This window comes from Rhizobium aureum (genome assembly GCF_030182495.1).
GTDB classification, from domain to species: Bacteria; Pseudomonadota; Alphaproteobacteria; order Rhizobiales; family Rhizobiaceae; genus Rhizobium; species Rhizobium tropici_C.
This window is the reverse complement of record NZ_JAQJCI010000013.1, coordinates 82,720-105,737: the sequence shown is the minus strand read 5'-3', so window position 1 is coordinate 105,737 and position 23,018 is coordinate 82,720. Positions and strand designations below refer to the sequence as shown.

Annotated in this window: 28 protein-coding genes; 9 read left to right on the top strand and 19 right to left on the bottom strand. The window is 60.7% G+C overall.

Going from position 1 to position 23,018, the window contains the following annotated elements; translation table 11 throughout:
- Positions 1 to 2 precede the first annotated feature (2 nt).
- From PH552_RS24590 to PH552_RS24575, 4 genes are all read right to left on the bottom strand, one after another.
- Positions 3 to 974 (bottom strand): threonine ammonia-lyase, encoded by a 972-nt coding sequence (locus PH552_RS24590; RefSeq protein ID WP_145644501.1) that lies wholly within the window; start codon positions 972 to 974, stop codon positions 3 to 5.
- Between the two features lie 88 nt (positions 975 to 1,062).
- The gene (locus tag PH552_RS24585; RefSeq protein ID WP_145644502.1) at positions 1,063 to 1,635 is read right to left on the bottom strand and encodes a DUF4865 family protein; all 573 of its coding nucleotides are present in this window, start codon (positions 1,633 to 1,635) and stop codon (positions 1,063 to 1,065) included.
- Between the two features lie 3 nt (positions 1,636 to 1,638).
- Complete coding sequence (locus PH552_RS24580) at positions 1,639 to 2,034, bottom strand: cupin domain-containing protein (protein ID WP_145644503.1); 396 nt, start codon at positions 2,032 to 2,034, stop codon at positions 1,639 to 1,641.
- 5 nt (positions 2,035 to 2,039) lie between these two features.
- Positions 2,040 to 2,432: a tautomerase family protein gene (locus PH552_RS24575; RefSeq protein WP_145644504.1), complete on the bottom strand. Its 393-nt coding sequence runs from the start codon at positions 2,430 to 2,432 to the stop codon at positions 2,040 to 2,042.
- 110 nt (positions 2,433 to 2,542) lie between these two features.
- Between PH552_RS24575 and PH552_RS24570 the strand changes: the two genes are divergently transcribed.
- The gene (locus tag PH552_RS24570; protein ID WP_113249980.1) at positions 2,543 to 3,484 is read left to right on the top strand and encodes a LysR substrate-binding domain-containing protein; all 942 of its coding nucleotides are present in this window, start codon (positions 2,543 to 2,545) and stop codon (positions 3,482 to 3,484) included.
- On the opposite strand, the gene PH552_RS24565 is transcribed toward PH552_RS24570, so the two are convergent.
- The 6 genes from PH552_RS24565 to PH552_RS24540 form a co-directional block, all read right to left on the bottom strand.
- Positions 3,463 to 4,512 (bottom strand): alpha/beta fold hydrolase, encoded by a 1,050-nt coding sequence (locus PH552_RS24565; RefSeq protein ID WP_285166330.1) that lies wholly within the window; start codon positions 4,510 to 4,512, stop codon positions 3,463 to 3,465. The two genes, PH552_RS24570 and PH552_RS24565, sit on opposite strands and share 22 nt — an antisense overlap.
- A gap of 100 nt (positions 4,513 to 4,612) precedes the next feature.
- Positions 4,613 to 5,242 (bottom strand): tetratricopeptide repeat protein, encoded by a 630-nt coding sequence (locus PH552_RS24560; RefSeq protein ID WP_113249978.1) that lies wholly within the window; start codon positions 5,240 to 5,242, stop codon positions 4,613 to 4,615.
- A 92-nt stretch (positions 5,243 to 5,334) separates the two neighbouring features.
- The gene (ykgO, locus tag PH552_RS24555; protein WP_003582204.1) at positions 5,335 to 5,460 is read right to left on the bottom strand and encodes a type B 50S ribosomal protein L36; all 126 of its coding nucleotides are present in this window, start codon (positions 5,458 to 5,460) and stop codon (positions 5,335 to 5,337) included.
- Between the two features lie 153 nt (positions 5,461 to 5,613).
- Positions 5,614 to 6,672, bottom strand: coding sequence for a 5-(carboxyamino)imidazole ribonucleotide synthase (locus PH552_RS24550; RefSeq protein WP_285166329.1), 1,059 nt, complete (start codon positions 6,670 to 6,672; stop codon positions 5,614 to 5,616).
- The gene (gene purE / locus PH552_RS24545) at positions 6,669 to 7,163 is read right to left on the bottom strand and encodes a 5-(carboxyamino)imidazole ribonucleotide mutase (protein WP_069613329.1); all 495 of its coding nucleotides are present in this window, start codon (positions 7,161 to 7,163) and stop codon (positions 6,669 to 6,671) included. The genes PH552_RS24550 and purE overlap by 4 nt, the downstream gene beginning before the upstream one ends.
- Positions 7,164 to 7,182: 19 nt before the next feature.
- Positions 7,183 to 7,386: a YdcH family protein gene (locus tag PH552_RS24540; RefSeq protein WP_075851912.1), complete on the bottom strand. Its 204-nt coding sequence runs from the start codon at positions 7,384 to 7,386 to the stop codon at positions 7,183 to 7,185.
- A 231-nt stretch (positions 7,387 to 7,617) separates the two neighbouring features.
- Between PH552_RS24540 and PH552_RS24535 the strand changes: the two genes are divergently transcribed.
- Positions 7,618 to 7,791, top strand: coding sequence for a YdcH family protein (locus tag PH552_RS24535; protein ID WP_069613224.1), 174 nt, complete (start codon positions 7,618 to 7,620; stop codon positions 7,789 to 7,791).
- Positions 7,792 to 7,965: 174 nt separating this feature from the next.
- Here PH552_RS24535 and PH552_RS24530 read toward each other — a convergent pair whose 3' ends face one another.
- Positions 7,966 to 8,226 (bottom strand): ArsR/SmtB family transcription factor, encoded by a 261-nt coding sequence (locus PH552_RS24530; protein WP_034476040.1) that lies wholly within the window; start codon positions 8,224 to 8,226, stop codon positions 7,966 to 7,968.
- Between the two features lie 222 nt (positions 8,227 to 8,448).
- Between PH552_RS24530 and PH552_RS24525 the strand changes: the two genes are divergently transcribed.
- From PH552_RS24525 to PH552_RS24505, 5 genes are all read left to right on the top strand, one after another.
- Positions 8,449 to 9,102, top strand: coding sequence for a thiamine phosphate synthase (locus PH552_RS24525; RefSeq protein ID WP_169645312.1), 654 nt, complete (start codon positions 8,449 to 8,451; stop codon positions 9,100 to 9,102).
- Positions 9,103 to 9,111: 9 nt separating this feature from the next.
- Positions 9,112 to 10,332 (top strand): tetratricopeptide repeat protein, encoded by a 1,221-nt coding sequence (locus PH552_RS24520; RefSeq protein ID WP_169645313.1) that lies wholly within the window; start codon positions 9,112 to 9,114, stop codon positions 10,330 to 10,332.
- Positions 10,333 to 10,526: 194 nt separating this feature from the next.
- On the top strand, positions 10,527 to 11,327 hold the full coding sequence (locus PH552_RS24515; RefSeq protein ID WP_113249974.1) for an inositol monophosphatase family protein: 801 nt from the start codon (positions 10,527 to 10,529) through the stop codon (positions 11,325 to 11,327).
- 135 nt (positions 11,328 to 11,462) lie between these two features.
- Complete coding sequence (locus tag PH552_RS24510; protein ID WP_169645314.1) at positions 11,463 to 12,506, top strand: MotA/TolQ/ExbB proton channel family protein; 1,044 nt, start codon at positions 11,463 to 11,465, stop codon at positions 12,504 to 12,506.
- Positions 12,507 to 12,509: 3 nt separating this feature from the next.
- Positions 12,510 to 13,541, top strand: coding sequence for a peptidoglycan -binding protein (locus PH552_RS24505; RefSeq protein WP_112343364.1), 1,032 nt, complete (start codon positions 12,510 to 12,512; stop codon positions 13,539 to 13,541).
- Between the two features lie 4 nt (positions 13,542 to 13,545).
- Here the strand turns inward: PH552_RS24505 and PH552_RS24500 are convergent, their stop codons facing one another.
- From PH552_RS24500 to PH552_RS24485, 4 genes are all read right to left on the bottom strand, one after another.
- A complete protein-coding gene (locus tag PH552_RS24500) occupies positions 13,546 to 14,793 on the bottom strand; it encodes an RNA polymerase sigma factor (protein WP_169645315.1) in 1,248 nt (415 codons plus the stop codon).
- A gap of 5 nt (positions 14,794 to 14,798) precedes the next feature.
- Complete coding sequence (locus PH552_RS24495; protein ID WP_145644511.1) at positions 14,799 to 15,137, bottom strand: YciI family protein; 339 nt, start codon at positions 15,135 to 15,137, stop codon at positions 14,799 to 14,801.
- 246 nt (positions 15,138 to 15,383) lie between these two features.
- Positions 15,384 to 15,572, bottom strand: a complete 189-nt coding sequence (locus tag PH552_RS24490; protein ID WP_015341032.1) for a YegP family protein — start codon at positions 15,570 to 15,572, stop codon at positions 15,384 to 15,386.
- Positions 15,573 to 15,681: 109 nt separating this feature from the next.
- Complete coding sequence (locus tag PH552_RS24485) at positions 15,682 to 17,502, bottom strand: ABC transporter transmembrane domain-containing protein (protein ID WP_145644512.1); 1,821 nt, start codon at positions 17,500 to 17,502, stop codon at positions 15,682 to 15,684.
- A gap of 174 nt (positions 17,503 to 17,676) precedes the next feature.
- On the opposite strand from PH552_RS24485, the gene rpmE reads away from it, so the two are divergent.
- Positions 17,677 to 17,898 (top strand): 50S ribosomal protein L31, encoded by a 222-nt coding sequence (gene rpmE / locus PH552_RS24480; protein ID WP_034503571.1) that lies wholly within the window; start codon positions 17,677 to 17,679, stop codon positions 17,896 to 17,898.
- Positions 17,899 to 17,973: 75 nt separating this feature from the next.
- Here the strand turns inward: rpmE and PH552_RS24475 are convergent, their stop codons facing one another.
- From PH552_RS24475 to PH552_RS24460, 4 genes are all read right to left on the bottom strand, one after another.
- Positions 17,974 to 19,911, bottom strand: a complete 1,938-nt coding sequence (locus tag PH552_RS24475) for an elongation factor G (protein WP_145644513.1) — start codon at positions 19,909 to 19,911, stop codon at positions 17,974 to 17,976.
- A 279-nt stretch (positions 19,912 to 20,190) separates the two neighbouring features.
- Positions 20,191 to 20,706 carry a protease adaptor protein RcdA gene (gene rcdA, locus PH552_RS24470; RefSeq protein ID WP_112343370.1) on the bottom strand — a complete coding sequence of 172 codons (516 nt, stop codon included), beginning with the start codon at positions 20,704 to 20,706 and terminating at the stop codon, positions 20,191 to 20,193.
- Positions 20,707 to 21,091: 385 nt separating this feature from the next.
- Entirely contained in the window at positions 21,092 to 21,283 is a 192-nt protein-coding gene (locus tag PH552_RS24465; protein ID WP_285166328.1) for a DUF1192 domain-containing protein, read from the bottom strand.
- Between the two features lie 28 nt (positions 21,284 to 21,311).
- Positions 21,312 to 22,586, bottom strand: a complete 1,275-nt coding sequence (locus PH552_RS24460) for an MFS transporter (RefSeq protein ID WP_112343372.1) — start codon at positions 22,584 to 22,586, stop codon at positions 21,312 to 21,314.
- 154 nt (positions 22,587 to 22,740) lie between these two features.
- On the opposite strand from PH552_RS24460, the gene PH552_RS24455 reads away from it, so the two are divergent.
- Positions 22,741 to 22,974, top strand: coding sequence for a hypothetical protein (locus PH552_RS24455; RefSeq protein WP_112343373.1), 234 nt, complete (start codon positions 22,741 to 22,743; stop codon positions 22,972 to 22,974).
- The last annotated feature ends 44 nt before the right edge of the window (positions 22,975 to 23,018 follow it).

Sequence of the window (23,018 nt, the reverse complement as noted above, 5' to 3'; positions counted from 1 at the left end):
GGTTATTGACGGCTCAATGCCGCCTCAAAAACTTCCCTGTCGACATTGCCGCCCGACGTGACTGCGATCACCGTATCGCCGTCGATGTGCCTGCCGTGGAAGAGCGCTGCCGCGAGTGCGACGGCGCCGCCCGGTTCAACGACGATCTTCAAACGGGTGAAGGCGAGCGCCATGGCTTTCTGCGCTTCCTCGTCCGTGACGACTAGGCCGGGGCCGCAGAGGCGCTTCATGATCGGAAAAGTGATATCGCCCGGCTGGGGGCTGATGATGGCATCGCAGATCGAGCCTTGCAGCGCGGCATTGCGCTCGATCTTACCCGAAACCAGCGAACGGGCGGTGTCGTCGAAATTTTCCGGTTCGCACGGGCGTACCTTGAAACCCGGCGCGCGGGATTCGAGCGCGAGTGCGATACCCGAGGTCAACCCGCCACCGCCACAAGGAACCAGGACGCTGGCTGTCTCGATGCCTTCCTCTGCCGCTTGTTCGGCGATTTCCAGCCCGGTCGTTCCCTGGCCGGCAATCACCTGCGGTTCGTCGAAGGGCTTGATGAGAGTCAGGCCTCGCTCCTTGGAAATACGGGCGCCGATCTCGTCGCGATCTTCCTTCACGCGATCATAGAGCACGACTTCGGCGCCGAAGGCGCGGGTATTGGCGATCTTCAGCTTCGGCGCATCCGCCGGCATGATGATGACAGAGGGAATGCCGTGCAGCTTGGCGGCCAACGCCACGCCCTGGGCATGATTGCCGGAGGAGAAGGCGATGACGCCTCTCGAACGCACGGCCGGCTCCAGCGCCGAAACAGCCGACCAGCCGCCGCGAAACTTGAAGGAGCCGGAGTGCTGCAGGCATTCGGCTTTCACGAACAGGCGGCGCCCGGCGATCTCATCGAGAAAAGGCGAGGAGAGAAGTGGTGTGCGCCGCGCCCGACCGCCGAGGCGAGTGCGAGCGGCTTCGATCATTGCGATATCGACCATGGACGGATCACTCTTCTGATTAGAAAGGCTTTCCCTCCATAAAGCGCGCCGCTTCCCTTTGAAACAAGGAGATTGTCTCCGTGACACTTCAGGCGAGGTTGGGCAGCGAGAGATGCCCGACGTCGTAGATCTGCAGACCAGACCTGGCCGGATCTTTCGGCGGCTCGGCCAGCAGGCGGAAGCGCACCAACGTCCAGTGGGTCGGCTCGAAGGCGGCGACCGAGGCCAGTGCTTCGCTGTTCGAGAGGGCTTGCGCTGCCGCCTCAGTTTCGCTCGCGCGGAGCTCGGCGAGCGAGGTTCCGGCATCGATCGTGACCACCTCGCGTGTCGCGAATTTGGCGCGGCGGATACCCGCAGATATCTCGGCGTGCCAGGCGATCCAGGTGTTGACCTGGGGGCGGCCGAAATTCTCGGTCAGGGCGAGGAAGCCGGGGCCGCAGACGAAGTCGCTCAGGCCTTCTCCCTCCTGCCACACGTAGAAGGGGGAATAGAAATTCTGCTGGCTTCCCGTGACGGCATCGCCCTTTCTCGCCGTCAGGTAGGCCTTGAATTTCAAGCCCGGAAGGTTGTCGAGCAGGGGACCTTTGTCGCGGATACGGCGATCGATGATCGTCATGTCGTAATCCGCGGGGAGGGGGAAGTTATATTGCATGGCGATCATCGGTCATTCCTCCAGCCAGGTCACGGCGCTGCCATCCTGCGCCGCCTGGATGCTGATATAGGAGAAGGCATTCTCCGGCGCCGCACCGTGCCGATGGCGCTCGTTGGGCGCGAAGCTGATACAGTCGCCGGCGCGCAGTTCCTCCGCCGGGCCGCCGAAACGTTCGGCAAGCCCGACGCCGGACAGGACATAGAGGATCTGTCCGTGCGGATGCGTATGCCAGCGTGTCATGACGCCGGGTTCGAGTTCGCAGCGCATGGCTGTGAGGCCGCCGTTCTCGCCATTCTCCACCAGCGACTCCACCAGGAAGGAGGCCGTGGCGATGCCCTCGGGCGATGGCCGCATATTCGTGCCGGCGCGATGGATGGCGGGCGACGGGGTAGATGTGGTCTGAGGCATGGCTCTCAAGCCTGTTCGATCATTTGCGCGATGCCGTCCGAAAAGGACCAATCCTCGCGTGTCGCCGTCGTGATGGTGATCATGATGTCCTCGGGACGGATACCGGGCGAATCGGCAAGAAGTTCGGCGACCCGGCGATAGAAGGTCTTCTTGACCTCGGTACTGCGGGGCTTGCCGATGGTGACGTCGAAGAAGATGTAGTTGTCCGAACGCGGCTTGCTGGCGAAATAGGTCCGATCGAAGATGAGCTCATGTGGCTCCAGCTGATGAATGGACTGGAAGCGATCTGTCGGCGGCACGTCGAAGGCTTCGACCAGAGCGCGGTGGAAATTATCCGAAAGCGCCTTGAGATATTCCGGCGACTTGCCGCGCAGAAGGGTGATGCGGGTGAATGGCATGGGGTGCTCCTGTTTCCGTTTCACTTGACGAGCACTGAATGCCAGCGGATAATCATCCTGAAAATCAGATAATTCTGGATTTATAGTCCCAAAAATATGGATGATTCTCCATGCGAAAAGTCATCTTCGATCTCGATGTACTGCGCAGTTTCGTCACCGGCATGGATCTCGGCAGCTATGCCAAGGCGGCCGACAGGCTCGGGCGTTCGACCTCCGCCATCAGCGCCCAGCTGAAGAAGCTGGAGGAGCAGGCGGGTACGCCAATCTTCCGCAAGGCGGGGCGTGGGCTGGCGCTGACGGAGGCCGGCGAGACGATGCTTGGCTATGCCCGGCGGCTGCTGGATCTGAACGACGAGGCGGCCACGGCGCTGCATGGGACCGAGCTTGAGGGCTGGGTGCGCCTGGGTCTGCAGGAGGATTTCGGGGAAACCCTATTGCCCGAAGTGCTTGGCCGTTTTGCCCGCGCCCATCCAAAGGTGCGCATCGAGGCGCGGGTCGTACGCAATGCGGAACTGATTGAGCGGGTGACCTCAGGCAAGCTCGACTTGGCGCTTGCCTGGAGCGACGGTTTCCGCACTGCTTATACGGACCGTATAGCCGAAGTACCGCTCTGCTGGGTCGGTCCGGCCAATGGCACGATTCAGTGGCGTGCCGATAGCGGTGAGGTCATGCCATTGGCGTCGCTGGAAGCGCCATGCCTGTTGCGTAATATCGCCACGAAGACGCTCGATCGGGCTGGTATCGGCTGGCGGATATCCTTCGTCAGCCCAAGCCTCGGCGGCCTTTGGGCTGCGACGGCAGCGGGCCTCGGTCTGACACTGCGCACGCCGCTCGGCCTGCCGCAGAAGGTGCGGCAATTAACGCCTAATGAAGCGGGTCTGCCGGCTTTGCCGAAGCTTGATCTCGTGCTGCATCGTGCCGAGGCGGAGGCTAGCCCGGCGACGGAACGGCTGGCGTCGATCATGCTGCAGGCGGTGCGGCAGACCATCGAGACCGTGCCGAAGAGCCGGATATTGGAGGATGCGCCGGCTCATGATGTCATCACCGCCTGAGATCCGGCGCTGGATTTGGAAGGTTCTTTCGACAGGTTGGCTATACGGATTTCGGCCTCGGCTGCCACTATTTCCAGATCGCGCGGCTGGCCCCCCAGATGTTCGATGGCCGCGATCGCAACATCCGTCGTCACATAATCCGGCTTGTGGCCGAGATTGCGGATGGTGATGAGTTTGGCACCGGCGATATCCTGCGCAAGCCCGCGCGAATGCAATTCCTCCAGCACGATATCATCGCTGTCGCCGGTAATGATGACAGTAGGTGCCTTGATCTCGCTGTAGCGCGGCGCATGGGTAGAGACATAGGCAAAGAGATTGACGACATCGATTGCGTTGTTGCGGAAGGTCCGCGGCCGCAATACGAGTTCCGGCGCTGTCTTCATGACGTAGTCCGCCGGCCGGGCATTCGGATGGAAGATGTTGAGCGTGCCGGTATCGACCCGGCGCAGGCCGATCGGGATGACGAAGAGCTGGGTAAAGAGCCAGCCCAGGACGGGCATGGCGGCGAGCGTGTAGTACCAGTCGACGCCGCCGGACCAGGGATGTGTTGCCGGGGCGAGGAAGAGCAATCCCGCCGTTTTTTCGGGATGGCGCATGCCGAAGGCGGCGGCGATGGCGCCGCCGAAGGAGTGACCGATGATGATGGCGCTCTTGATGCCGCGCCCATCCATCAGCCTTGCGATAGCATCGGCCTGGCCGGAGGGAAGGGCATTTTCAGCAGTCCCGCGTTCGGAATAGCCGTGGCCCGGCCGATCGACGAACAGCATCTCGGCCCGGCCGCGCAAAGGTGCCGCAAAGGCTTCGAACTGATCGCGCAGATTGCCGCTGGCGCCATGGATGAAGACCAGAGCCGGCAGGTCCGCCGTCGCCGGGCGCGGCAGATGCACGGCGTTGAGGCGATAGCCGCCGATGTCGGTGAGCTCGCCGATATTCGGATAGGTCTGCTCGATGGCGCGCGTCTTGTAGGCGGAGAAGCCCGCGGCAATGGCAAGAAGCAGGACAATGGCGGCGAGAAGAGAATCGAACATTGCGGCACAGATCAAATATCGTAAGACACTAATCTAGCGCATTCCTGCGGTTTTTCATCCCTTCCAATCAGCCAAGGGATGAGCGTTCGCGGCCACGGTATCAGGTGCGGCTGCCGGCAACCTTTTCCGAGAGCTTGCCGGCTTCTTCCTGCGCTGACCGATTCGCCGGATACACTTCCAGAAAGCGCTCCCAGGCCCTGAGGGCGAGCGCATCATTATCACGTTCGGTCAGGATCGCCGCCATGCCGGCCAGTGCGCCGAAATGGCGCGGCTCTATGCGTAGGACCTGATTGATGTCTTCCATCGACTTGCGATAGTCGCCGATCGCGAAATTCAGAGTCGCGCGGCGATTCCAGCCTTCAACATAGTCTGGTTTCAGCGAGATCACCTGATCCAGATAGTCCATGGCGGCGGCATTGCGCTTCTCTTGGATGGCCTTGTCGGCCCATTGCATCAGGAGATTGATCGTGGCGCTGCCGGAATCGCTGAGTTCGGCATTGATCTGATCTGCGATCAGGCTGGCCTGATCGGGATCGCGCTGGCGCTTCAGCGCCGTAAAGAGATTATCGAGCCGTTGCTTCGGCGACAGGCTGCCGGAGGGATCATCGGGACCCTTCTTCTCCATTATGTTCGGTTCGTCCGCGAACGCCGGATGGGGAGCGGAGGCCGTCAGAGCAAGCAGAATCGGCAGGGCTAGATATGACAAAGCAAAAACGCGCATGGCGGGCATAGTAGCCCGCCAATGTCGAAGATCAAAACCAAATTTGATGCGATCAACTAAAACTGAGCGTCGGATCCATAGGATCCGAGCCGCGCGCTATATCAGCCCTGACGAGCCTTGTAGCGCGGGTTCAGCTTGTTGATGATGTAGATACGGCCCTTGCGGCGAACCAGACGGTTGTCACGGTGACGCGCCTTGAGCGACTTGAGCGAATTCTTGATCTTCATTTTTCTGATCCGCGATCTCTGAGGGGGAATGTCACATTCGCCCGGGTCTTTTAACAATCAAAAGCGCGCTCGGGGCGCGCTCTTTAGGGTGGGGAGCAAATACCCTGTCATACCGGGCCTGTCAACCATGTCAGGGGCTTTTTCCCACGGCTCTCAGCGCAGAAGCTGTGTGACATGCCCCATCTTGCGGCCTGGCCGTGCTTCGGTCTTGCCGTAGAGATGCACCAGCGTGTCGTCAAGGAGCAGCCATTCCGGCAATGCCTTGATGTCATCGCCGATCAGATTGGTCATGACACAGTCCGAATGACGCTGAGGATTTCCGAGCGGCAGGCCGGCGACGGAACGGATATGCTGCTCGAACTGCGAGATGACGCAGGCGGCTTCCGTCCAATGGCCGGAATTATGGACGCGCGGCGCCATTTCATTTGCGATCAGGCTGCCATCGGCCAGCACGAAGAACTCGATGCCGATGACGCCGACATAGCCGAGCGCCGTCAATATCTTTTCCGCAGCTTCGCGCGCGGTGTTCGCCGTCTCCTGCGAAATGCTCGCCGGCAGCGTGGAGGTGTGGAGAATGCCATTGCGATGGACGTTCTCGGCCGGATCGTAGCAGGCAACCTTCCCGTCACTGCCGCGAGCAGCGATGATCGAGATTTCGCGCTCGAAAGAGACGAAACTCTCCAGAATCAGCGGCACGCTGCCCAAGGCCGCATAGCCGCCCTCGGCGCTGTCGGCGGTGGAGCGATAGACGCGCTGGCCCTTGCCGTCGTAACCGAGGCGGCGCGTCTTGAGCACGCCCTGACCGCCGAAATCGGCGAGCGCCTTTTCCAGGTCTTCCTGGCTGTCGACGGCATGGAAGCGGGCCGTCGGAATGCCGCAGCCATTGATGAAGCGCTTCTCGATCAGCCGGTCCTGTGCCATTTCAAGCGCCTTCGGCGGCGGATAGACCGTTACCTGCAAGGCAAGATCCTCGGCGGCGGTCACCGGCACGTTTTCGAACTCATAGGTCACGACATCGCAGCGCTTCGCCAGTTCGGCAAGCGCGGCCGCATCGTCGTAGGCGGCGGCGATCTGCTCATTGGCAACATGGGCTGCCGGACAATCGGCCTGGGGCTCGAGGATGACAGTGCGGAAGTTCAGGCGTGCGGCCGCCATGGCCAGCATGCGGCCAAGCTGGCCGCCGCCGATGATGCCGATCGTCTTCGCGTTCATAGGTCGTCCATCGGATATTCGGCGACCGCGGCACTCTGGCGGGCGCGCCATTCGTCGAGCCGATCGGCGATCTCTTCATCGCCAAGCGCCAGCACGGCGGCTGCAAGCAGGGCGGCGTTGACCGCGCCGGCCTTGCCGATCGCCAGCGTACCTACGGGAATGCCGGCCGGCATCTGCACGATCGAAAGAAGACTGTCCTGCCCGGAGAGCGCACGGGATTGCACCGGCACACCGAAGACTGGGAGCGGCGTCATGGAAGCCGCCATACCCGGCAGATGCGCCGCGCCGCCGGCGCCGGCGATGATGACCTTGAAGCCTTCATCCTTCGCCCCCTTGGCAAAATTCACCAGCCGGTCGGGCGTACGATGAGCCGAGATGATGCGCGCATCATAGGTGATTTCAAGCGCTTCCAAAGTATCCGCGGCATTCTTCATGGTTTCCCAGTCGGACTGGCTTCCCATGATGATGGCGACAGGCGGTCTTTCGGTCATCATCGTTGCTTTGCACTCCTCAGGCTATGATATCGGGGATGATTTGGTCTTCCAGCTTGGTCAGCTTGTCCTTGATGACGAGCTTCTTCTTCTTCATGCGCTGGATTCGAAGGGCATCGCAGCCCGTCTGGATCATGGCATTGATTGCGGCGTCATAATCCTCGTGCTCCTGGCGCAGCCGCGCCACGATCAGCCTGATTTCCGCCTGTTCCTGATCGGCCATGTTCATTTCCCCAGCATATAGCGGAATCGTATTCGTTCCGTCTCGTGAATCCCGCAAGCTCCTATCACCAAATGACGGTAACTGGAAGTTATCCTTCATCACGAATTTGCCGTCTATAGGCCACGTTTTCGCCTTCGACAAAGGCTTGATATTATGGCACAGTGGGAGGGTTGACACCTAGAGCCTTGGCGAATGGATGGTCAGGGCTCTTAAAGAGGAAGGAAGGGTCATATGACTGTTCAAGCTCATCTTGAATCGCTCGAAAAGAAACATGTCGCGCTCGAGGAGGCGCTGCATGCGGCAATGTCATCTCCCTCTAGCAATGATACGGAAATAGCCGACATCAAACGCAGGAAGCTGCGCGTCAAGGACGAAATCCAACGTCTGCGTTCGTCAGTTCACTGACATAACGCCCTAAAGTTCAAGAAGCCATCGATCTTGGGGGCAAGGGAGGCAGATCGAAATTTTTCCAGCCAGGATCGATGAGCATTTCCGCCAAAAAAACGGATGCGCCAACATCATAGTGTCAAGGGTAGAGGTTGGCGCAATTTTCTTGAAGTCGCGAAAGCGAAGATAATTTCAGGACCAGAACTGATCCAGCCATAAATTCAGCTTGTCGAAACCGCGGCTGTTGACGGCGTATATGCGCTTCGTGCCTTCATTGGTGACGGAAACGAGATTGCTGTCGAGGAGCGCCTTCAAGTGCTGCGACACCGCCGGGCGGCTGATCGGCAGGCCCTGCGCCAATTCGTTGACCGTCTTGGGTGCGCGGCGCAATTCCTCCAGCAAATAGCGCCGGTTCGGATCCGCGATGGCTGCGAAAGGGTCCATGGTCGACATGGCCGAAAGCTACGTCAAACACCAAGGGGCGGCAAGTTAATTGTGCGCTGCATGATATATTGCGCGACGGGCTTATCGGCTGCGCCGAGAATGTCCCGGATTTACGCCACAGATCGCCGTTTCAGCCGCTGCCCCTTGTCAGAGAGAGCTAACGGATTTACTCACGACTATCGAACCGGTGCGCCATCGCTGACGATGGAAGCCGAAACCATGGAAGCTCGCATGACCGTGCCCGAAGATCGTTGCCGCCTCGTTCTCATCGTTCCCGACATTGCCGATATCGAGCAGCAGGTAAAGGTCGTGGCCGATGCGCTGAGGGGCGGGGATGTCGCCTCGGTGATCATTCCCCAATACGGGCTGGATGACGGCACGTTTCAGAAACATGCGGAAAGGCTGGTGCCGGTGGTGCAGGCGGCGGGTGCGGCGGCGCTCGTTGCCGGGGACAGCCGCGTAGCCGGCCGGGCCAAAGCCGACGGGCTGCACATTGCCGGCAATATTGCCGAACTTACCGAAGCCGTCGAAAAATTCGTGCCGAAGCTGATCGTTGGCGGCGGCAACGCGGCCGACAGGCATAACGCGCTGGAGATTGGTGAGCTCAGACCGGACTACATCTTCTTCGGCAAGCTGGACGGCGACATCAAGCCGGAGGCGCATCCGAAAAACCTGGCGCTCGGCGAATGGTGGGCCTCCATGATCGAGATTCCCTGCATCGTCATGGGCGGCACCGATCCGAAGTCGGCGCTGGACGTAGCCCTGACGGGTGCCGAGTTCGTCGCACTGCATAAGGCGGTTTTTGCCGATCCTGCGGCGGCTCCGTCCATCGTTGCCGAAGTGAACGCGCTTCTGGACGAAAAAGCGCCACGGTTTGAGGATTGATAGCGGTTCATGTCGTCAAAGCCTCGATTCCGCCATAGACCTTTTCTTGTCGCGCTCACGGCCGGGCTGACGATATTTCCACTGCTGGCTGCAGCGCAATCGGATAGTGGCGCCACGTCGTTGCCGGGCGTCAAGGCGCCGGCAGAGAAAGGCGCGCGGCCTGATGACAAGGTTCAGGCCGATGACGCTTCCTCTGTGCCGGATGCACCGGCAGCCAACGAAAGCGTCGTGACGCGGCCGCTGGGTGCCGATGCCGGCACCTTCAAGACCGAGAAGATCCAGCCGGGCAGCGAGCCGAAGGCCGAGGGCGACATGAAGCCCTCGGAAGGCGTCGGGGTGTTCGAGCGCATGGGTGCCAATCTGCCTGCCCTGCCGCCGGAAAAACCCTTCAAGGGCAAGGTCGACGACGCCTATGGCGCCTTCCAGCGCGGCTACTATCTGACCGCCTTCCAGCGGGCTCTGCCGCGGGCGCAGCTCGGCGATCCGGCCGCGCAGACCCTCATTGCCGAGCTGATGTCGCAGGGATTGGGTGTCAAGCGCGACACCAAGGACGCCGCTTTCTGGTACAGCAAGGCCGCCGAAGGCGGCGATGCCACCTCCATGTTCAAATACGCGCTGATCCTGATGGAAGGCCGCGATGTGCCCCGCGATCAGAAAAAAGCGGATGAATGGATGAAGAAGGCTGCCGAAGCCGGGCAGCCTTCGGCCGAGTTCAACGTGGCGCAGATGCTGACGGCTGAAAATCCCGGCGCGAAGGGCCTGCAAATGGCGCTTCCCTATTATGAGAAATCCGCCGAGCAGGGCATTGCCGACGCGCAATATGCCGTCTCGCAGCTCTATCTCAACCTTCCCGACCTGCCGCCCGAGAAAAAGGCCCGCGCGCGGGAGTGGCTGTCTCGCGCCGCCAATTCAGGCTTCGACACCGCGCAGCTCGACATGGGCCTCTGGTTGATCAACGGCATCGGCGGCAAACAGGATCTCGAAAACGGCTTCAATTGGATGCGGGTCGCCGCCTATCGCGGCAACGTCGTCGCCCAAAACAAACTCGCGCATCTTTACATCAATGCCATCGGCACGAAGCAGGATCCCGTGGCTGCGGCCACCTGGTATGTCATTTCCCGCCGCGCCGGTCTGAAGGATGCAGAGCTCGAGGATTTCTATCAGGGCATCGAGGACTATCAGCAGAAGGCGGCCATCGATGCCGCGAACAAGTATCGTCGCGCGCGGTAGCAGCCGGAGGTGAAACCAGCGTGACGGGCCTGATGTGATGTCAGTTTGCGCGTGCCATAGCCTCGCCACTTGAAATTCTCCCGATTTTATGGTCTTGAGGCCGCCAATCTTTATTTCCGCTGACGCTCCCGCTCCGTCGGGGCCTGCTTTCGGGCCGCCCGGTCAGCGCTTTCTGCATTATCCAAGGAAACCCGATGGCCCGTTCTGCTCTTCTCAATGTCATGGTTCAGGCTGCCCTCAAGGCAGGCAAGTCGCTCAGCCGCGATTTCGGTGAAGTGCAGAACCTGCAGGTTTCGGTGAAGGGACCGGGCGATTTCGTCAGCCAGGCGGATCTGAAGGCGCAGAAGATCATCCGCGACGAGCTGATGAAGGCACGCCCCACCTACGGTTTCCTCGGCGAGGAAAGCGAAGAGGTCAAGGGCACGGACGGCGCTCATCGCTGGATCGTCGATCCGCTCGACGGCACCACCAACTTCCTGCACGGTATTCCGATGTTCGCCGTTTCGATCGCGCTTGAGCGCAATGACGAGATCGTTGCCGGCGTCATCTTCAATCCGGCGACCGATGAACTCTATACAACCGAACGCGGCGGCGGCGCATTCCTCAATGACCGTCGTCTGCGTGTCGCTTCGCGCCGCGTGCTGTCGGACAGCGTCATCGGCTGCGGCGTTCCGCATCTCGGCCGCGGCAATCACGGCAAGTTCCTGGTGGAGCTGCGCCATGTCATGGGCGAAGTCGCCGGTGTGCGCCGCCTCGGCTCCGCATCGCTCGATCTCGCCTATGTGGCGGCCGGTCGTTTCGACGGTTTCTGGGAAACCGGTCTTTCACCCTGGGATATCGCGGCCGGCATTCTGCTGATCCGCGAAGCCGGCGGTTTCGTCTCGGATTTCCACGGCGGTAACGACATGCTCGGCACGAGTTCGATCATCTGCGGCAATGAGCACATCCAGAAGGCGCTCGCCGAAGTGGTTAAGCGTCCGATCCCGACGAAGTAAGCCATTCCCCCATTCGCTTTTTCGAATGACAAAACAGTCTGTTGCCAACGGGCTGTTTTGTGCTTTCCGTCTCTTCAATTCGGCACAATGTTGCTCTAGTCTCCGCCTGCGGAAGATACGGTGGCGGAGCGTGTGATGGAAAATGTGAATCTGTCGGATCTCGGATCGACCGACAACGTATCGGGCAATTACACCTACAAGCTCTCAAGCCCGATGGCCTTCTTCTGGACGATGGTTCTTTTTCTGGTCATCGTCGGCTTCATCGTGGCCATTCTTTTCCGTCAGGCCCAGGTCGCCTTCCTGCACAATCCCGGGCTCAACGGCCTGATCCTCGGCGTTCTGGCCGTCGGCATCCTGCTGGTCTTCAATCACGTGCTGATGCTGAGGCCGGAGGTTCGCTGGTTCAACCATTTCCGTGCCGTCGGCAATGCGGACAAGGTCGGCCGCAATCCACGGCTGCTCGCGCCGATGCGGGCGCTGCTCGGCAACCGCCGCGCGATGCAGCTCTCCACCGCGACGCTGCGCTCCATTCTCGATTCGATCGCCACGCGCCTCGACGAATCGCGCGATACGTCGCGCTATCTCATCGGCCTCTTGGTCTTTCTGGGTCTGCTCGGCACCTTCTGGGGTCTGATCGGCACCATCGGTTCGATCAACGACGTCATCCAGGGCCTCGATGCCGGCACCGGCGACACCGGCGATATTCTGAGCGCCCTGAAGACCGGGCTTTCCGGCCCGCTGGTAGGCATGGGCACGGCCTTCTCGTCGTCGCTGCTCGGCCTTTCCGGCTCGCTGATCCTCGGCTTCCTCGACCTGCAGGCCGGCCGTGCGCAGAACCGCTTCTACACGGAGCTCGAAAACTGGCTGTCGTCGGTCACCGATGTCGGCTCCGATATCGCCCCGGTCATCGAAGGCGCGGCCGGCGCCTCTTCGGAGGACGTGCGGGCGCTGTCGGATTATCTGCGCAAGATTGCCGAGGAGGGCGGCGGCCAGCGCTCGGTGACCGCCATGGCCAATCTTGCCGAAGGTATTCAGGGCCTGGTCAAGAACATGCGCAACGAACAGCAGATGCTGCGTGACTGGATCGAGGCGCAGCAGGAAGAGGCGAAATCGATGCGCCGCACGCTCGATAGGCTCGCCGACCGCATCGGCCACACCGAGAAGACCGGGAGCAAGTAAGCCATGGCGCTCGCCCGCAACCGACGCCACCAGAGAAGCGTCGACTATTGGCCAGGCTTTGTCGACGCGCTCTCCACGCTGCTGATGGCCATCATGTTCCTGCTGACGGTGTTCGTCGTCGGCCAATTCATCCTCAGTCGCGAAATTTCCGGGCGTGACGAGGTCCTCAACCGCCTCAACAGCCGCATCAACGATCTTGTGGAGCAGTTGGCACTCGAAAAGAACGGCAAGCAGGATCTGGAGGATACAGTTGCCAACCTCCAGGCGTCGCTGTCATCGGCGGAAAGCGAACGCTCGCGTCTGCAGTCTCTGCTTGCCGCGGGTTCCGGCAGCAGCCAGGCCGCCGAACAGCGGGCCGGTACGCTGACGCAGCAGCTCGACGAGCAGAAGCAGGTGAGTGCGCGGGCTCTCACCCAGGTCGATCTCCTCAATCAGCAGATTGCCGCACTGCGCAGCCAGATCGCGGCCGTAGAAGCCGCACTCCAGGCTTCCGAGACCAAGGATCAGTCGTCGCAGGTGAAGATCGCCGATCTTGGCCGGCGGCTGAATGTGGCGCTGGCGCAGCGCGTACAGGAGCTGAACCGCTACCGTTCGGATTTCTTCGGCCGCCTGCGCGAAATCCTCTCCGACCGCGATAACATCCGCATCGTCGGCGACCGTTTCGTGTTCCAGTCGGAAGTGCTGTTCCCATCGGGCTCGGCCGATCTCAATCCGGCCGGTCAGACGGAAATGACCAAGCTTGCGGCAGCTCTCATCGACCTTTCCAAGGAAATTCCGCCCGAGATCAATTGGGTGCTGCGTGTCGATGGCCATACCGACAATGTGCCGCTTTCGGGCAGTGGCCGCTATCCGGACAACTGGGCTCTGTCGTCGGCGCGCGCCATCGCTGTCGTCAAGTTCCTGATCTCGCAGGGCGTCCCCGCTGACAGGCTTGTTGCGGCCGGTTTCGGCGAATTCCAACCGATCGCACCGGGCGATACGCCGGATGCTCGCGCCACCAACCGCCGTATCGAACTGAAGCTGACCGAAAAATAATTGGTCATTGCTGGGGCGACGCGATCTTATCGAGGCGTGCCTGCAGGAACTGCCGCACGGCTTCGCTGTCACTGAGGCCGATCGCGGTGCGATACGCGTGGGAGGCGCTTTCCGTATCTTCGGCCTCGGTCAGCAGGTGGGCGCGCACGGCCCAATAGGGCTGATAGTTGACAATGTCGCGCTCGGCTATCCGGTCAAGCAGAGCCAAGCCCGCTGCCGGACCTTCCACTTTGCCGGTAACGGCCGCGTGGCTGACGCGCGCGCCAGCCGTCGGCGTCATGATCACGAGCGCTTCATAGAGCTTGGCCAGAGCGGCCCAGTCGGTCGCGCCGGAGCGTCGCCGGTCGGCATGCACGGACTGGATCGCAGCCTGGCACTGGAACGGACCGAAACGCCCGAACACGCCGGCCTTTCGCAAGAGATCGTCGGCTTCCAGAATCATTTCGGCATCCCAAAGGGCCATGTCCTGTTGATCGAGAGGGATATATCGTCCATTCGCGTCGCGCCGCGCTTCACGTCGGGATTGGCTGTAGAGCATCAGCGACAACAAGCCCGCCGCCTCCGGCTCCTGGGGCAGTGTCGCGAGCAAAGTGCGGCCGAGCCAGATGACCTCCTCCGCGAGGGATCTTTGCTTGCCGATCTCTCCGTCGACCCCATCCCAGCCGAGCCCATAGGCGGCATATATCGCCGAGAGCACGCTTTCCAATCGGTCCGGCAAGACGGACCGTTCCGGAACGATAAAGGGAATATGTGCGTCGCGGATCTTGATTTTTGCCCGCACCAGCCGCTGGCTCATGGCTTGCGGCGAAACGAGGAAGGCCTTGGCTATGGTTGCGGCATCGACGGCCAGCACGGACTGCAGCATCAGCGGCGTGTGGGCCGAGCGATCCAAAGCCGGATGGGCGCAGACGAAGAGGAGCTTCAGGCGCTCGTCCGGAAAGGTGGAATTGTCGGCATTCATGCGTTCCTCCGCTTCTTCGAAGGCCATCATGATCCTGTCGCGCGCTCCGGCCTTGACGTTCTCGTGCCTGACCCCGCGAAGGAGGTTACGCTTGGCTGCAACCAGCAGCCAGGCTTCCGGATTGTCAGGGATGCCGCGTTCCGGCCAGGTGCTCAGCGCTGCTGCGATCGCATCGGACAAAGCATCCTCGGCCGCCGGCACGTCACGGAAGCGCGCGGCGAGAAAAGCAACCAGCTTGCCGTAGGATTGACGCGCCGCTTGCTCGGCAGCGCGTCGGGCATCCGATGCCATGATGGCTACATCTGCAATCGCGGCCGTATCTCGACCGAACCTTGCTGGGAGATCGGTACGCGTAGCGCCCATTCCAGCGCAGCATCGAGATCCGGCACATCGATCAGGTAGAAGCCGCCAAGCTGTTCCTTGCCGTCAGGGAAGGGACCGTCCTTTACCTCATGATCCTCGCCCTGGCGACGGATGACCGTTGCCGTCTCCGGCGCAGTCAATCCCGCGCCTCCGGTCATGATGCCGGCCTGGATCAGCGCCTGTGTGTAGGCGATCCAGCCGTTCTTGTAGGTCGGATCGGCGCGACGCCCAAAATCCTCGGCTGATTCACGGATGATCAAAGCATATTGCATGAGATAAGTCTCCCATTTGCAGTTTTGACGATAGCCGGACGGCGCACACCGGAAAGCTGAATGCCGGAATATACAACACCGCTGGCAAAACGGCTTCCTGCCGCTTCGATATAATGAGCCGCAAGACCGACCGAGTTCGACACTCGCGGAAAGATTTTTTTGAAATTGATAGCCGAAATCAAAACGGCCGGCATGCCCAAGGGCAGTCGGCCGAAATGGCGTTACAACGGATGCTGACGCGAAATCTTAGGCGGTTGCGGTCGTCTGGTCGTCGATGACGGCGCCGCCGACATGCGCCTTGATCGATTCGATGGCATGCAGGGCCGAAGCCTTCGCCTTGTAGCCTTCGGAACCGAACATGGTTTCGCCGTTCGAGGCTTTGAAGCGGAAGCGAAACTCGCCGGCCTTGTCCTTGTAGACTTCAAATTTATACATGGTGCACGTCTCCTAGAATCGCATCAGCGCGGGATAACGCGGAAAATCTAGCTCAACTTCAAAGTTATTTCCATATGGTTGTATTTTCGGCAATGGAGCACCGTACACACTATTCTGTGGCAAGCATGTGTTGCTCTATGCCCGCATCGAACTGCAGGCGCGCAAGCTTGGCATAGATGCCGCCGTGGCGGATCAGGCTCTGATGCGTGCCTTCCTCGACGATACGGCCCTGATCCAACACCAGAATGCGGTCGGCCTTCAGCACGGTTGCCAGGCGGTGGGCGATGACGAGGGTGGTGCGTGTTTCCATGAGGCCTTCCAGGGCCTTTTGCACCAGGGTTTCGCTTTCCGCATCAAGGGCGGACGTCGCCTCGTCGAGTAGCAGGATCGGCGCATTCTTCAGGATGGCGCGGGCGATGGCGATGCGTTGCCGCTGGCCGCCTGAAAGCGTTACGCCGCGCTCGCCGACTTGCGTGTCGTAGCCCTGTTCCAGACGCGAGACGAATTCGTCGGCCTGTGCGGCGATGGCGGCGGCGCGCACTTCCTCGCGAGAGGCATCCGGGCGGCCGAAAGCGATGTTGTCATGGATGGAGGCTGCAAAGATCGTCGTCTCTTGCGGCACGATGGCGATGCGCTCGCGCAAGGCGTCCGGCAAAACATCCCGAGCGTCGATGCCATCTATGGCAACACCGCCCTTCTGCGGATCATAAAAGCGCAGCAGCAGCGAAAAGATCGTGCTCTTGCCGGCTCCGGACGCGCCGACGATCGCGACCGTCTCTCCCGGCTTCACGGAGAAGGAGAGCCCATGCAGCGCCGATCTGTTCGGTCGCGACGGGTAGGAGAAGTGGACGTCGGAAAAATCCACGCGGCCCTGGGGCGGCTGCGGCAAGGGGAGGGGATTGGCCGGAGCTGCGATCGGCGATACCTCTGCAAGGAGCTCGCCCAGGCGATCGGCAGCACCTGCGGCCTGGGACAGCTCGCCCCAGACCTCCGACAGCGAGCCCAGCGAGGAACCAGCGATGACGGAATAAAGGAGGAACTGGCCGAGCGTACCCGCCGACATCGTGCCGGCGAGCACGTTCTGCGCCCCGACCCAGAGAACGGCGACGATGCTGCCGAAAACCATGGCAATGGCGAAGCCCGTCAGCAGCGAACGGGATCTGATCGCCGCGCGTGCCGCCTGATAGGCATCCTCGACCGCGCTGCCATAGCGCCGCGAGGCGGCGATCTCGCCATTATAGGCCTGTATGGTGCGGTTGGCTGCGATGGTCTCGTTGGCATAGGCGGATGCCTGCGCCAGCGTCTCCTGCGCGGCACGCGAGCGCTTGCGCACGGAACGGCCGAAACTGACCAGCGGCAGGACGATGATCGGGATGGCGATCAGGACGATGCTGGAGAGCTTCGGGCTGGTGACGATCATCATGATCACGGCGCCGAGACAGAGGATGAGGTTGCGTAGCGCCACGGAGGCGGTAGCGCCGACCGCGGACTTGATCTGAGTCGTATCGGCCGTCAGGCGCGAGACGATCTCGCCCGACTGGTTGACATCGAAGAAGGAGGGCGACAGTCGCGTGACGTGGTCGAAGACCTCGCGGCGCATGTCGGAGACGATGCGCTCTCCGATGGAGATGACGAAATAATAGCGCAGCGCGCTCGCCGCGGCGAGCACAAGGGCCATGCCCAGGATCGCAATGAAATAGCTGTCGATCAGTCCACGATCGGCCTGATCGAAGCCGTGGTCGATCATGCGGCGCACGGCGACCGGCAGAGCGAGCGAGGTGACGGCTGCAAGGACGAGCGAAACAAGCGCTCCGGCCGCCATGCCGCGATATCGCCTAAGGTATGGCGCCAGTCGTCCAAGGGGACGGATTGTACTGTTTTTCTTTTCCTCTGCCGGGCCAGTCTCTGACAAGTCGTCTCCAATCCCCATATCAGCAAGGGACTCGACGTTTCGCCCCTTGTTATCGCCGCTGCCTTCATGTATAGGCACGCCATCTTAATTGGAAGCCGTGGCCTTTAACGGACTGCGGCTTCATTTATTCAATCGGTTCGGTTGCCGCAATGCCTTGCGACAAATGGACCCTGGCATGACAGGAAGATTGTTATGAAGGCCAACATTCATCCCGACTACCACACGATCAAGGTAGTCATGACCGACGGCACCGAATATGAAACCCGCTCGACCTGGGGTTCTGAAGGCGCTGTCATGAACCTCGAAATCGACAGCAAGTCCCATCCGGCTTGGACCGGCGGTAACCAGCAGATGATGGACCGTGCCGGCCGCGTTTCGAAGTTCAACAAGCGCTTCGGCGGTCTCGGCATCTAATCGCTCTGCGATGTGCCGTTTGAAAAGAGCCCGGTTTTGCCGGGCTTTTTTGCGTTGATACAGAGCCTCGCACCCTCATCGCACGCGCCGCAGGTAATCTGCGCGGTCGAACGGGTTTGCTGCTGCGCGCTCCCGAACGCGGTGCGGACCCGATAGCGGTGCATAATGATCGAAGGCGTGATCCAGGACACCCGCTCCGGCCGACAATCCCGGCAACTGCCTTTGAATGGCTTGGATCATGGATGATGCCACGATGCCTTCCAGCCGTGCCAGCCCACCGTCGATCAACGATTTTTTCACCGATGCCCCGGATTTTGCCAGCAAGCTATGCACGCCGGTCAGCGCCGTCGCTGGTATCTCGATATGAAAGTGCTCGATGGGCTCGCACAGGATCGTGCGCGCGGACGAAAGCGCCGATGCCAGCACCAGCGGCGTCAGCTTGCGGAAGTCCACCGCCGTCGTGGCCGGCGAGCTTTGACGCGCCGCCGTGATGGCGACGTGGCAATCGATTACTTGCCATCCGAAAAGTCCTTCTTTCAATGTTTCGAACGTGGCTTCCTCGACGGCCCGGTAGAAGCTTGCCGGCATCTGGCCGACGTCCACTTCCAGGGCAAAGCTGTTGCCGGTGCCTTCCGGCCGTGGCTCGACGCGCAATCCCACGGTTGCGAGAAACGGATTGGGTTCCCTGAATATATGCTCAACCGCGCTCCCCGTTCCGACCGGCCTTTCGACATAGATGACGGTGCTTTCCTCGAAGGCGATGTCCAGGCTGAACTCGTTCGAGAGCGTCGCCTGGATGACCTCTTTCTGCACCTCGCCATAGAGCGAAACGTATATTTCGCCGGTTTCCTCGTTGGAGCGCAGGTTGATGAGCGGATCCTGTTCCGCGAGTTGACCAAGGGCGAGCCAGAGCGCCGCGGTTTCGGAGGGGCGCATCGGGCGGATGCGTGTTTCCAAAGTAGGCGGCGCAAAGTGGCGAAGACCTCCAAGTGACGTCTCGGTGCCGATCCAATCGCCGATGCGGGCATTCGCGAGCCCGCCAACCTTGGCGATCTGCCCCGCGCTGATCTGCGTGACCTTGTCCGCTCGGCCGCTCCGGAAAAGCTGAAGGCTGCTGATCTTTGCCGGGCCGCGAGAAGTTTCGATGTCATCTCGAAGGTTGATCGTGCCCGATGCCAGATAGAGATAGGCGAGCTTCTCGCCGCCCCATCCGCGTTCGATCTTGAAGATCGTTCCGGAAACCGGACCATCAGGATTCGGACGCCGGCTCGGAAGCAAGGTTTCGATTGCCGAGATCAGGGGGGAGATGCCAAGGCCCCGTGTCGCCGCACCGGCAAATGCCGGGTGAATCAGAGATTTTGCCACCTGATCGACGAGGGCGCGCTTCAGCCTTTGTCTCGTCAGGCGCTCCGGATGAAGCACGCAATCGGCCAGCATGGCGTCGTCGTTGACTGTAAGCGCTTCACATAGGTGCGAGAAATGAGGATTGCTTCCAATATCTGCGGCTTCCACGACAGCGAGCCTGCCGCCGGCATTGCGGACATCCGACATCGTAACCGGGCGAACCGCCAGCTGGGTCGCAAGATCCTTGAGAACGTCATCGTAACGCGCGCCGAGGCGATCGATCTTGTTGATGAAGAACAGGAAGGGGATGCCCAGGCGCCGCAATGCGCGGACGAGCACGCGCGTCTGCGGCTGCACGCCCTCCACCGCCGAAACGACGACCACGGCCGCATCGAGCAATTGTAGGATCCGTTCGATCTCGGCGATGAAGTCCGGATGGCCTGGTGTGTCGATGAGGTTCACCGTCACATCGCCGATGGCAAAGGAAACCACCGCCGCGGCAATGGTGATGCCGCGTTGTTTTTCGAGTTCGAGACTGTCGGTCTGCGTATTGCCGGCATCGACACTGCCGAGTTTGTCGATTATGCCGGTGTCGAAAAGGAGTCGCTCCGTGAGGCTAGTCTTGCCTGCGTCTACATGGGCGAGAATGCCCAGATTCAATGTGCGCATAGTCCATCATCTTCTCAGAATTTCGGATTTGATTTTCGTGAGAAGTGAGTCGGCGCATTGGGTCCTCCACGCACATCGATATCGGCTTGCCAGCCTTTCGTATGAGAAAGACTGGCACTTCTTTTTACAGATGTTTCGCGGAATCCGTCAACCTTTGCCCGGTTTCTACTCTGGGCTTAACTTTGCGTGCAGTTTTTCCGGGTGTGGAATAGCCGCCAAAACGAAACCGGCCGCGCCAGGCGCGACCGGTTCAAACTCATAACCGACAGTTCGAGTAGCTCAGTTGCCGCCGAAGGCAGTCTGCAGCAGGGTCAGCTGTGCTTTGACGCTGTTCTGGTTATCGGGAACCATCGCAGTCTCGGTCGGGCGATAGATCTCGCGGTCGAGCAGGGCGACGCGGTTCTGCAGGCGCAGCGAACGCTCGACCAGATCGCGGAAAGCTTCCGGCAGATCGTTCCAGCCCGGAGCGCTGCGGTCGACATTGAAGCCGTCGAGACGAACCTTGTTCTTTTCGGCCAGCACCTGGTCGCGTGACATTTCGCCATTGTTGACGGCGCGCTGCAGCAGCAGCCAGGAGGCCATCTGCATGAGGCGGGTGGTCAGCCGCATGGATTCGGCGGCATAGAGCACGGAAGCCATGCGCGGCAGAACCTTGGAGGCGGCGCGGCCCTGGCCGTCGAGATAGCCTGCGGTTTCCTCGACCAGCGACATGCCTTCAGAATAAAGTGCCCTGAACTGCGCCGACGATGCGGCATGGCCAGCAAAGCTGATCGTGTTCAACCCAAGTTCCGACATCGAATAAATCCCTGCTTCACGCAACACTTTTGTTCAGGAAAAGCCGGTCAAGTCCCTAAGAGCTTTCGGCATCCGCTTTTATGACTTTAGGATGCTGGTTTTAACTGAAATCCGCAAGGCGATTCTTAAGAAAGGGTTAATCTCCACAGTTTCGATGGAAGCGGTGTTACAAGATGAAAAAAGAAGAGCCGCAAAAGCGGCTCTCAAGGTAAAACAGGGAGAAAAATCAGACCAATTCGCCAAGTGGAGGAACTGTCTGAGTCCAGAGCGAATCTGGATGATCATAGTAATATGTCGTAAAGCTTAACATTCGGTTGAGCATGTATTGATTCCGGGCTCGGCCGTACGGATTTCATGCTGTCGCCACGCGCCTGGAACAAGGGCTTCATAAACGGAAGAGGCTCTCCGCCGCCTTTCGTCCGGATGCCTTGGTTTCGATTTCCTCTTGCAGCCGGGCGATCTCGCCCTCAAGCAATGCTATGCGGTTTTTGAGCTCGTCCACCGATAGCAGCGATAGATCGCTGCCGATTTCATGGGCTGACGGCTGTTGCGGACGATCATCATCGAATAAGCTCATTTCGGCTCCTCCTTTCCCTTTTGGGGGATCAGGTGCCGTAATTTACAGTTATATCGTCCTTTTTTGAAGTCTCGCTCCGCGCGAGCGCCATGCTCTCGGGCGTGATCATCTGCGCATTGGCTGAAGGCATGGTCGTATAGGCGTCGCGATCGCCCGCGGGCTTGGCGGCGCGCATGCGGCTGCGGAAGATCGAATAGGCCGTGATCAGCACATGAGCGATGGCCGTCACGAAGAACAGCGCATAGGGGCCGATGGCGGACATGACCGGTCCGCCGAGCGTCGGGCCGATGATGGTGCCGATGCCGTAAAGCAGCAGCAGGCCACCGGAAACCTTGACGAAATCTTCCGGTGCGGCGAAGTCGTTGGCATGGGCAACCGCGATCGGATAGAGGGTGTTGGCCACCGAGCCATAGATTACCACCATGCCGATGAGGAAGGCGGGACTGCCGGGCTGCACCAGAAAGAGCAGCAGGCCGTCGAGTGCGGCAACGGCGGCCATGCCCGCCAGCACATAGCGTCGGTCGATGCGGTCGGAAAGGCGACCTGCCGGCAGCTGCATGACGGCGCCCGCAAAGATGGTCAAGCTCATCATCAGCGCGATATCGCTTTGGGAAAGGCCGGCATTGGCGCCGAAGACGGCGCCGAGCGTACCATAGGCGCCGTTGGCGATGCCGACGAGGAGGATGCCGATCGAGGCGACGGGCGAATTGCGGTAGAGCGCCTTCAGGTCGAGGCTGACGGCCTTGAGCGGCTGCGGGGAGGCGGCGGTCGACAGCGTCGTCGGCAGCATGGCGACGCAATAGCAGATGCCGCACATCATGAAGAGGATGGGCGTGTGGATGTCGGCAAAGGGCACCATCATCTGGCCGGCAACGGCGCCGATGAGGGTGATGCCGATATAGAGCGAGAAGATCGCGCCGCGGCTCTCATTGGTGGCGCGCTCATTGAGCCAGCTTTCGATGATCATCGAGGTGCCGGCGGTGCAGAAGCCGGTGACGGCGCGCAGCGCCACCCACCAGATCGGGTCGACGATAATGCCGGTCAACAGCGCGATGATGGCGATAACGGAGATGAAGCCCGAAAAGGCGCGAACATGGCCGATGCGCCTTACCAGCTTCGGCGCAGTCAGGCAGCCGAGCACGAAGCCGGTGGCCCAGGTCGTACCGAGCAGACCGAGCGTCGTGGTCGCATAGCCTTCGGCGGTGCCGCGTACGGGCAGCAGCAGGCTGTGCAGGCCGTTTCCCGTGAAGAGGAAGAGCGTGCCGAACAGCAGAGCGAGTACGGGCAAAATATTTCTTTTCATGCTCCCCACCTTCGTGCGGCTCCGCTTAAGGAACCGATAAGACAGGATCCCGCCCTGTCTGTTTTCAGTATTGATTGTGTCCCGGATTGCCGCTATCGGCCTGTAGAAACAGTCTGTTGGCGCGGAAAGATGTCCGTCCTGTGGCGATTACAGCATGAACGCGAAAGCTATGCAGCGGTTTTTGGTCGCGGCGGCTCTCACTCTTGCGAAAATGGGGAAAAAGAGCGTGACAAAAGCCATAGCGGTGCTGCTTCTGCTCGCCATGGCGGTGCACATCATCAAGCCCCTGGGGCTGCCGGGACTGAAGCGCAGGGCTGATTTCTGGAAGATCGCCATCTTCGCCTTTGCCATCTGGACAGTGGCGTTGGTCATCAATGAAGTATTTTAGGGCGCTGCAGGGCTGGATTCGGGCTTTCGGCGGGCCGCTCGTGG

Excerpts from the sequence above, each read along its gene's own strand:
- PH552_RS24575 (WP_145644504.1), bottom strand. The coding sequence starts at position 2,432 with ATGCCATTCACCCGCATCACCCTTCTGCGCGGCAAGTCGCCGGAATAT.
- PH552_RS24560 (WP_113249978.1), bottom strand. The coding sequence starts at position 5,242 with ATGCCCGCCATGCGCGTTTTTGCTTTGTCATATCTAGCCCTGCCGATT.
- PH552_RS24585 (WP_145644502.1), bottom strand. The coding sequence starts at position 1,635 with ATGATCGCCATGCAATATAACTTCCCCCTCCCCGCGGATTACGACATG.
- PH552_RS24515 (WP_113249974.1), top strand. The coding sequence starts at position 10,527 with ATGGCCCGTTCTGCTCTTCTCAATGTCATGGTTCAGGCTGCCCTCAAG.
- PH552_RS24455 (WP_112343373.1), top strand. The coding sequence starts at position 22,741 with ATGAACGCGAAAGCTATGCAGCGGTTTTTGGTCGCGGCGGCTCTCACT.
- PH552_RS24535 (WP_069613224.1), top strand. The coding sequence starts at position 7,618 with ATGACTGTTCAAGCTCATCTTGAATCGCTCGAAAAGAAACATGTCGCG.
- PH552_RS24580 (WP_145644503.1), bottom strand. The coding sequence starts at position 2,034 with ATGCCTCAGACCACATCTACCCCGTCGCCCGCCATCCATCGCGCCGGC.
- PH552_RS24495 (WP_145644511.1), bottom strand. The coding sequence starts at position 15,137 with ATGCAATATGCTTTGATCATCCGTGAATCAGCCGAGGATTTTGGGCGT.
- PH552_RS24565 (WP_285166330.1), bottom strand. The coding sequence starts at position 4,512 with ATGTTCGATTCTCTTCTCGCCGCCATTGTCCTGCTTCTTGCCATTGCC.
- PH552_RS24525 (WP_169645312.1), top strand. The coding sequence starts at position 8,449 with ATGACCGTGCCCGAAGATCGTTGCCGCCTCGTTCTCATCGTTCCCGAC.
- PH552_RS24510 (WP_169645314.1), top strand. The coding sequence starts at position 11,463 with ATGGAAAATGTGAATCTGTCGGATCTCGGATCGACCGACAACGTATCG.
- PH552_RS24520 (WP_169645313.1), top strand. The coding sequence starts at position 9,112 with ATGTCGTCAAAGCCTCGATTCCGCCATAGACCTTTTCTTGTCGCGCTC.
- PH552_RS24540 (WP_075851912.1), bottom strand. The coding sequence starts at position 7,386 with ATGGCCGATCAGGAACAGGCGGAAATCAGGCTGATCGTGGCGCGGCTG.
- PH552_RS24590 (WP_145644501.1), bottom strand. The coding sequence starts at position 974 with ATGGTCGATATCGCAATGATCGAAGCCGCTCGCACTCGCCTCGGCGGT.
- PH552_RS24530 (WP_034476040.1), bottom strand. The coding sequence starts at position 8,226 with ATGTCGACCATGGACCCTTTCGCAGCCATCGCGGATCCGAACCGGCGC.
- PH552_RS24505 (WP_112343364.1), top strand. The coding sequence starts at position 12,510 with ATGGCGCTCGCCCGCAACCGACGCCACCAGAGAAGCGTCGACTATTGG.
- purE (WP_069613329.1), bottom strand. The coding sequence starts at position 7,163 with ATGACCGAAAGACCGCCTGTCGCCATCATCATGGGAAGCCAGTCCGAC.
- PH552_RS24570 (WP_113249980.1), top strand. The coding sequence starts at position 2,543 with ATGCGAAAAGTCATCTTCGATCTCGATGTACTGCGCAGTTTCGTCACC.
- ykgO (WP_003582204.1), bottom strand. The coding sequence starts at position 5,460 with ATGAAGATCAAGAATTCGCTCAAGTCGCTCAAGGCGCGTCACCGTGAC.
- PH552_RS24465 (WP_285166328.1), bottom strand. The coding sequence starts at position 21,283 with ATGAGCTTATTCGATGATGATCGTCCGCAACAGCCGTCAGCCCATGAA.
- PH552_RS24485 (WP_145644512.1), bottom strand. The coding sequence starts at position 17,502 with ATGGGGATTGGAGACGACTTGTCAGAGACTGGCCCGGCAGAGGAAAAG.
- PH552_RS24460 (WP_112343372.1), bottom strand. The coding sequence starts at position 22,586 with ATGAAAAGAAATATTTTGCCCGTACTCGCTCTGCTGTTCGGCACGCTC.
- PH552_RS24550 (WP_285166329.1), bottom strand. The coding sequence starts at position 6,672 with ATGAACGCGAAGACGATCGGCATCATCGGCGGCGGCCAGCTTGGCCGC.
- PH552_RS24490 (WP_015341032.1), bottom strand. The coding sequence starts at position 15,572 with ATGTATAAATTTGAAGTCTACAAGGACAAGGCCGGCGAGTTTCGCTTC.
- PH552_RS24475 (WP_145644513.1), bottom strand. The coding sequence starts at position 19,911 with ATGCGCACATTGAATCTGGGCATTCTCGCCCATGTAGACGCAGGCAAG.
- rpmE (WP_034503571.1), top strand. The coding sequence starts at position 17,677 with ATGAAGGCCAACATTCATCCCGACTACCACACGATCAAGGTAGTCATG.
- rcdA (WP_112343370.1), bottom strand. The coding sequence starts at position 20,706 with ATGTCGGAACTTGGGTTGAACACGATCAGCTTTGCTGGCCATGCCGCA.
- PH552_RS24500 (WP_169645315.1), bottom strand. The coding sequence starts at position 14,793 with ATGGCATCGGATGCCCGACGCGCTGCCGAGCAAGCGGCGCGTCAATCC.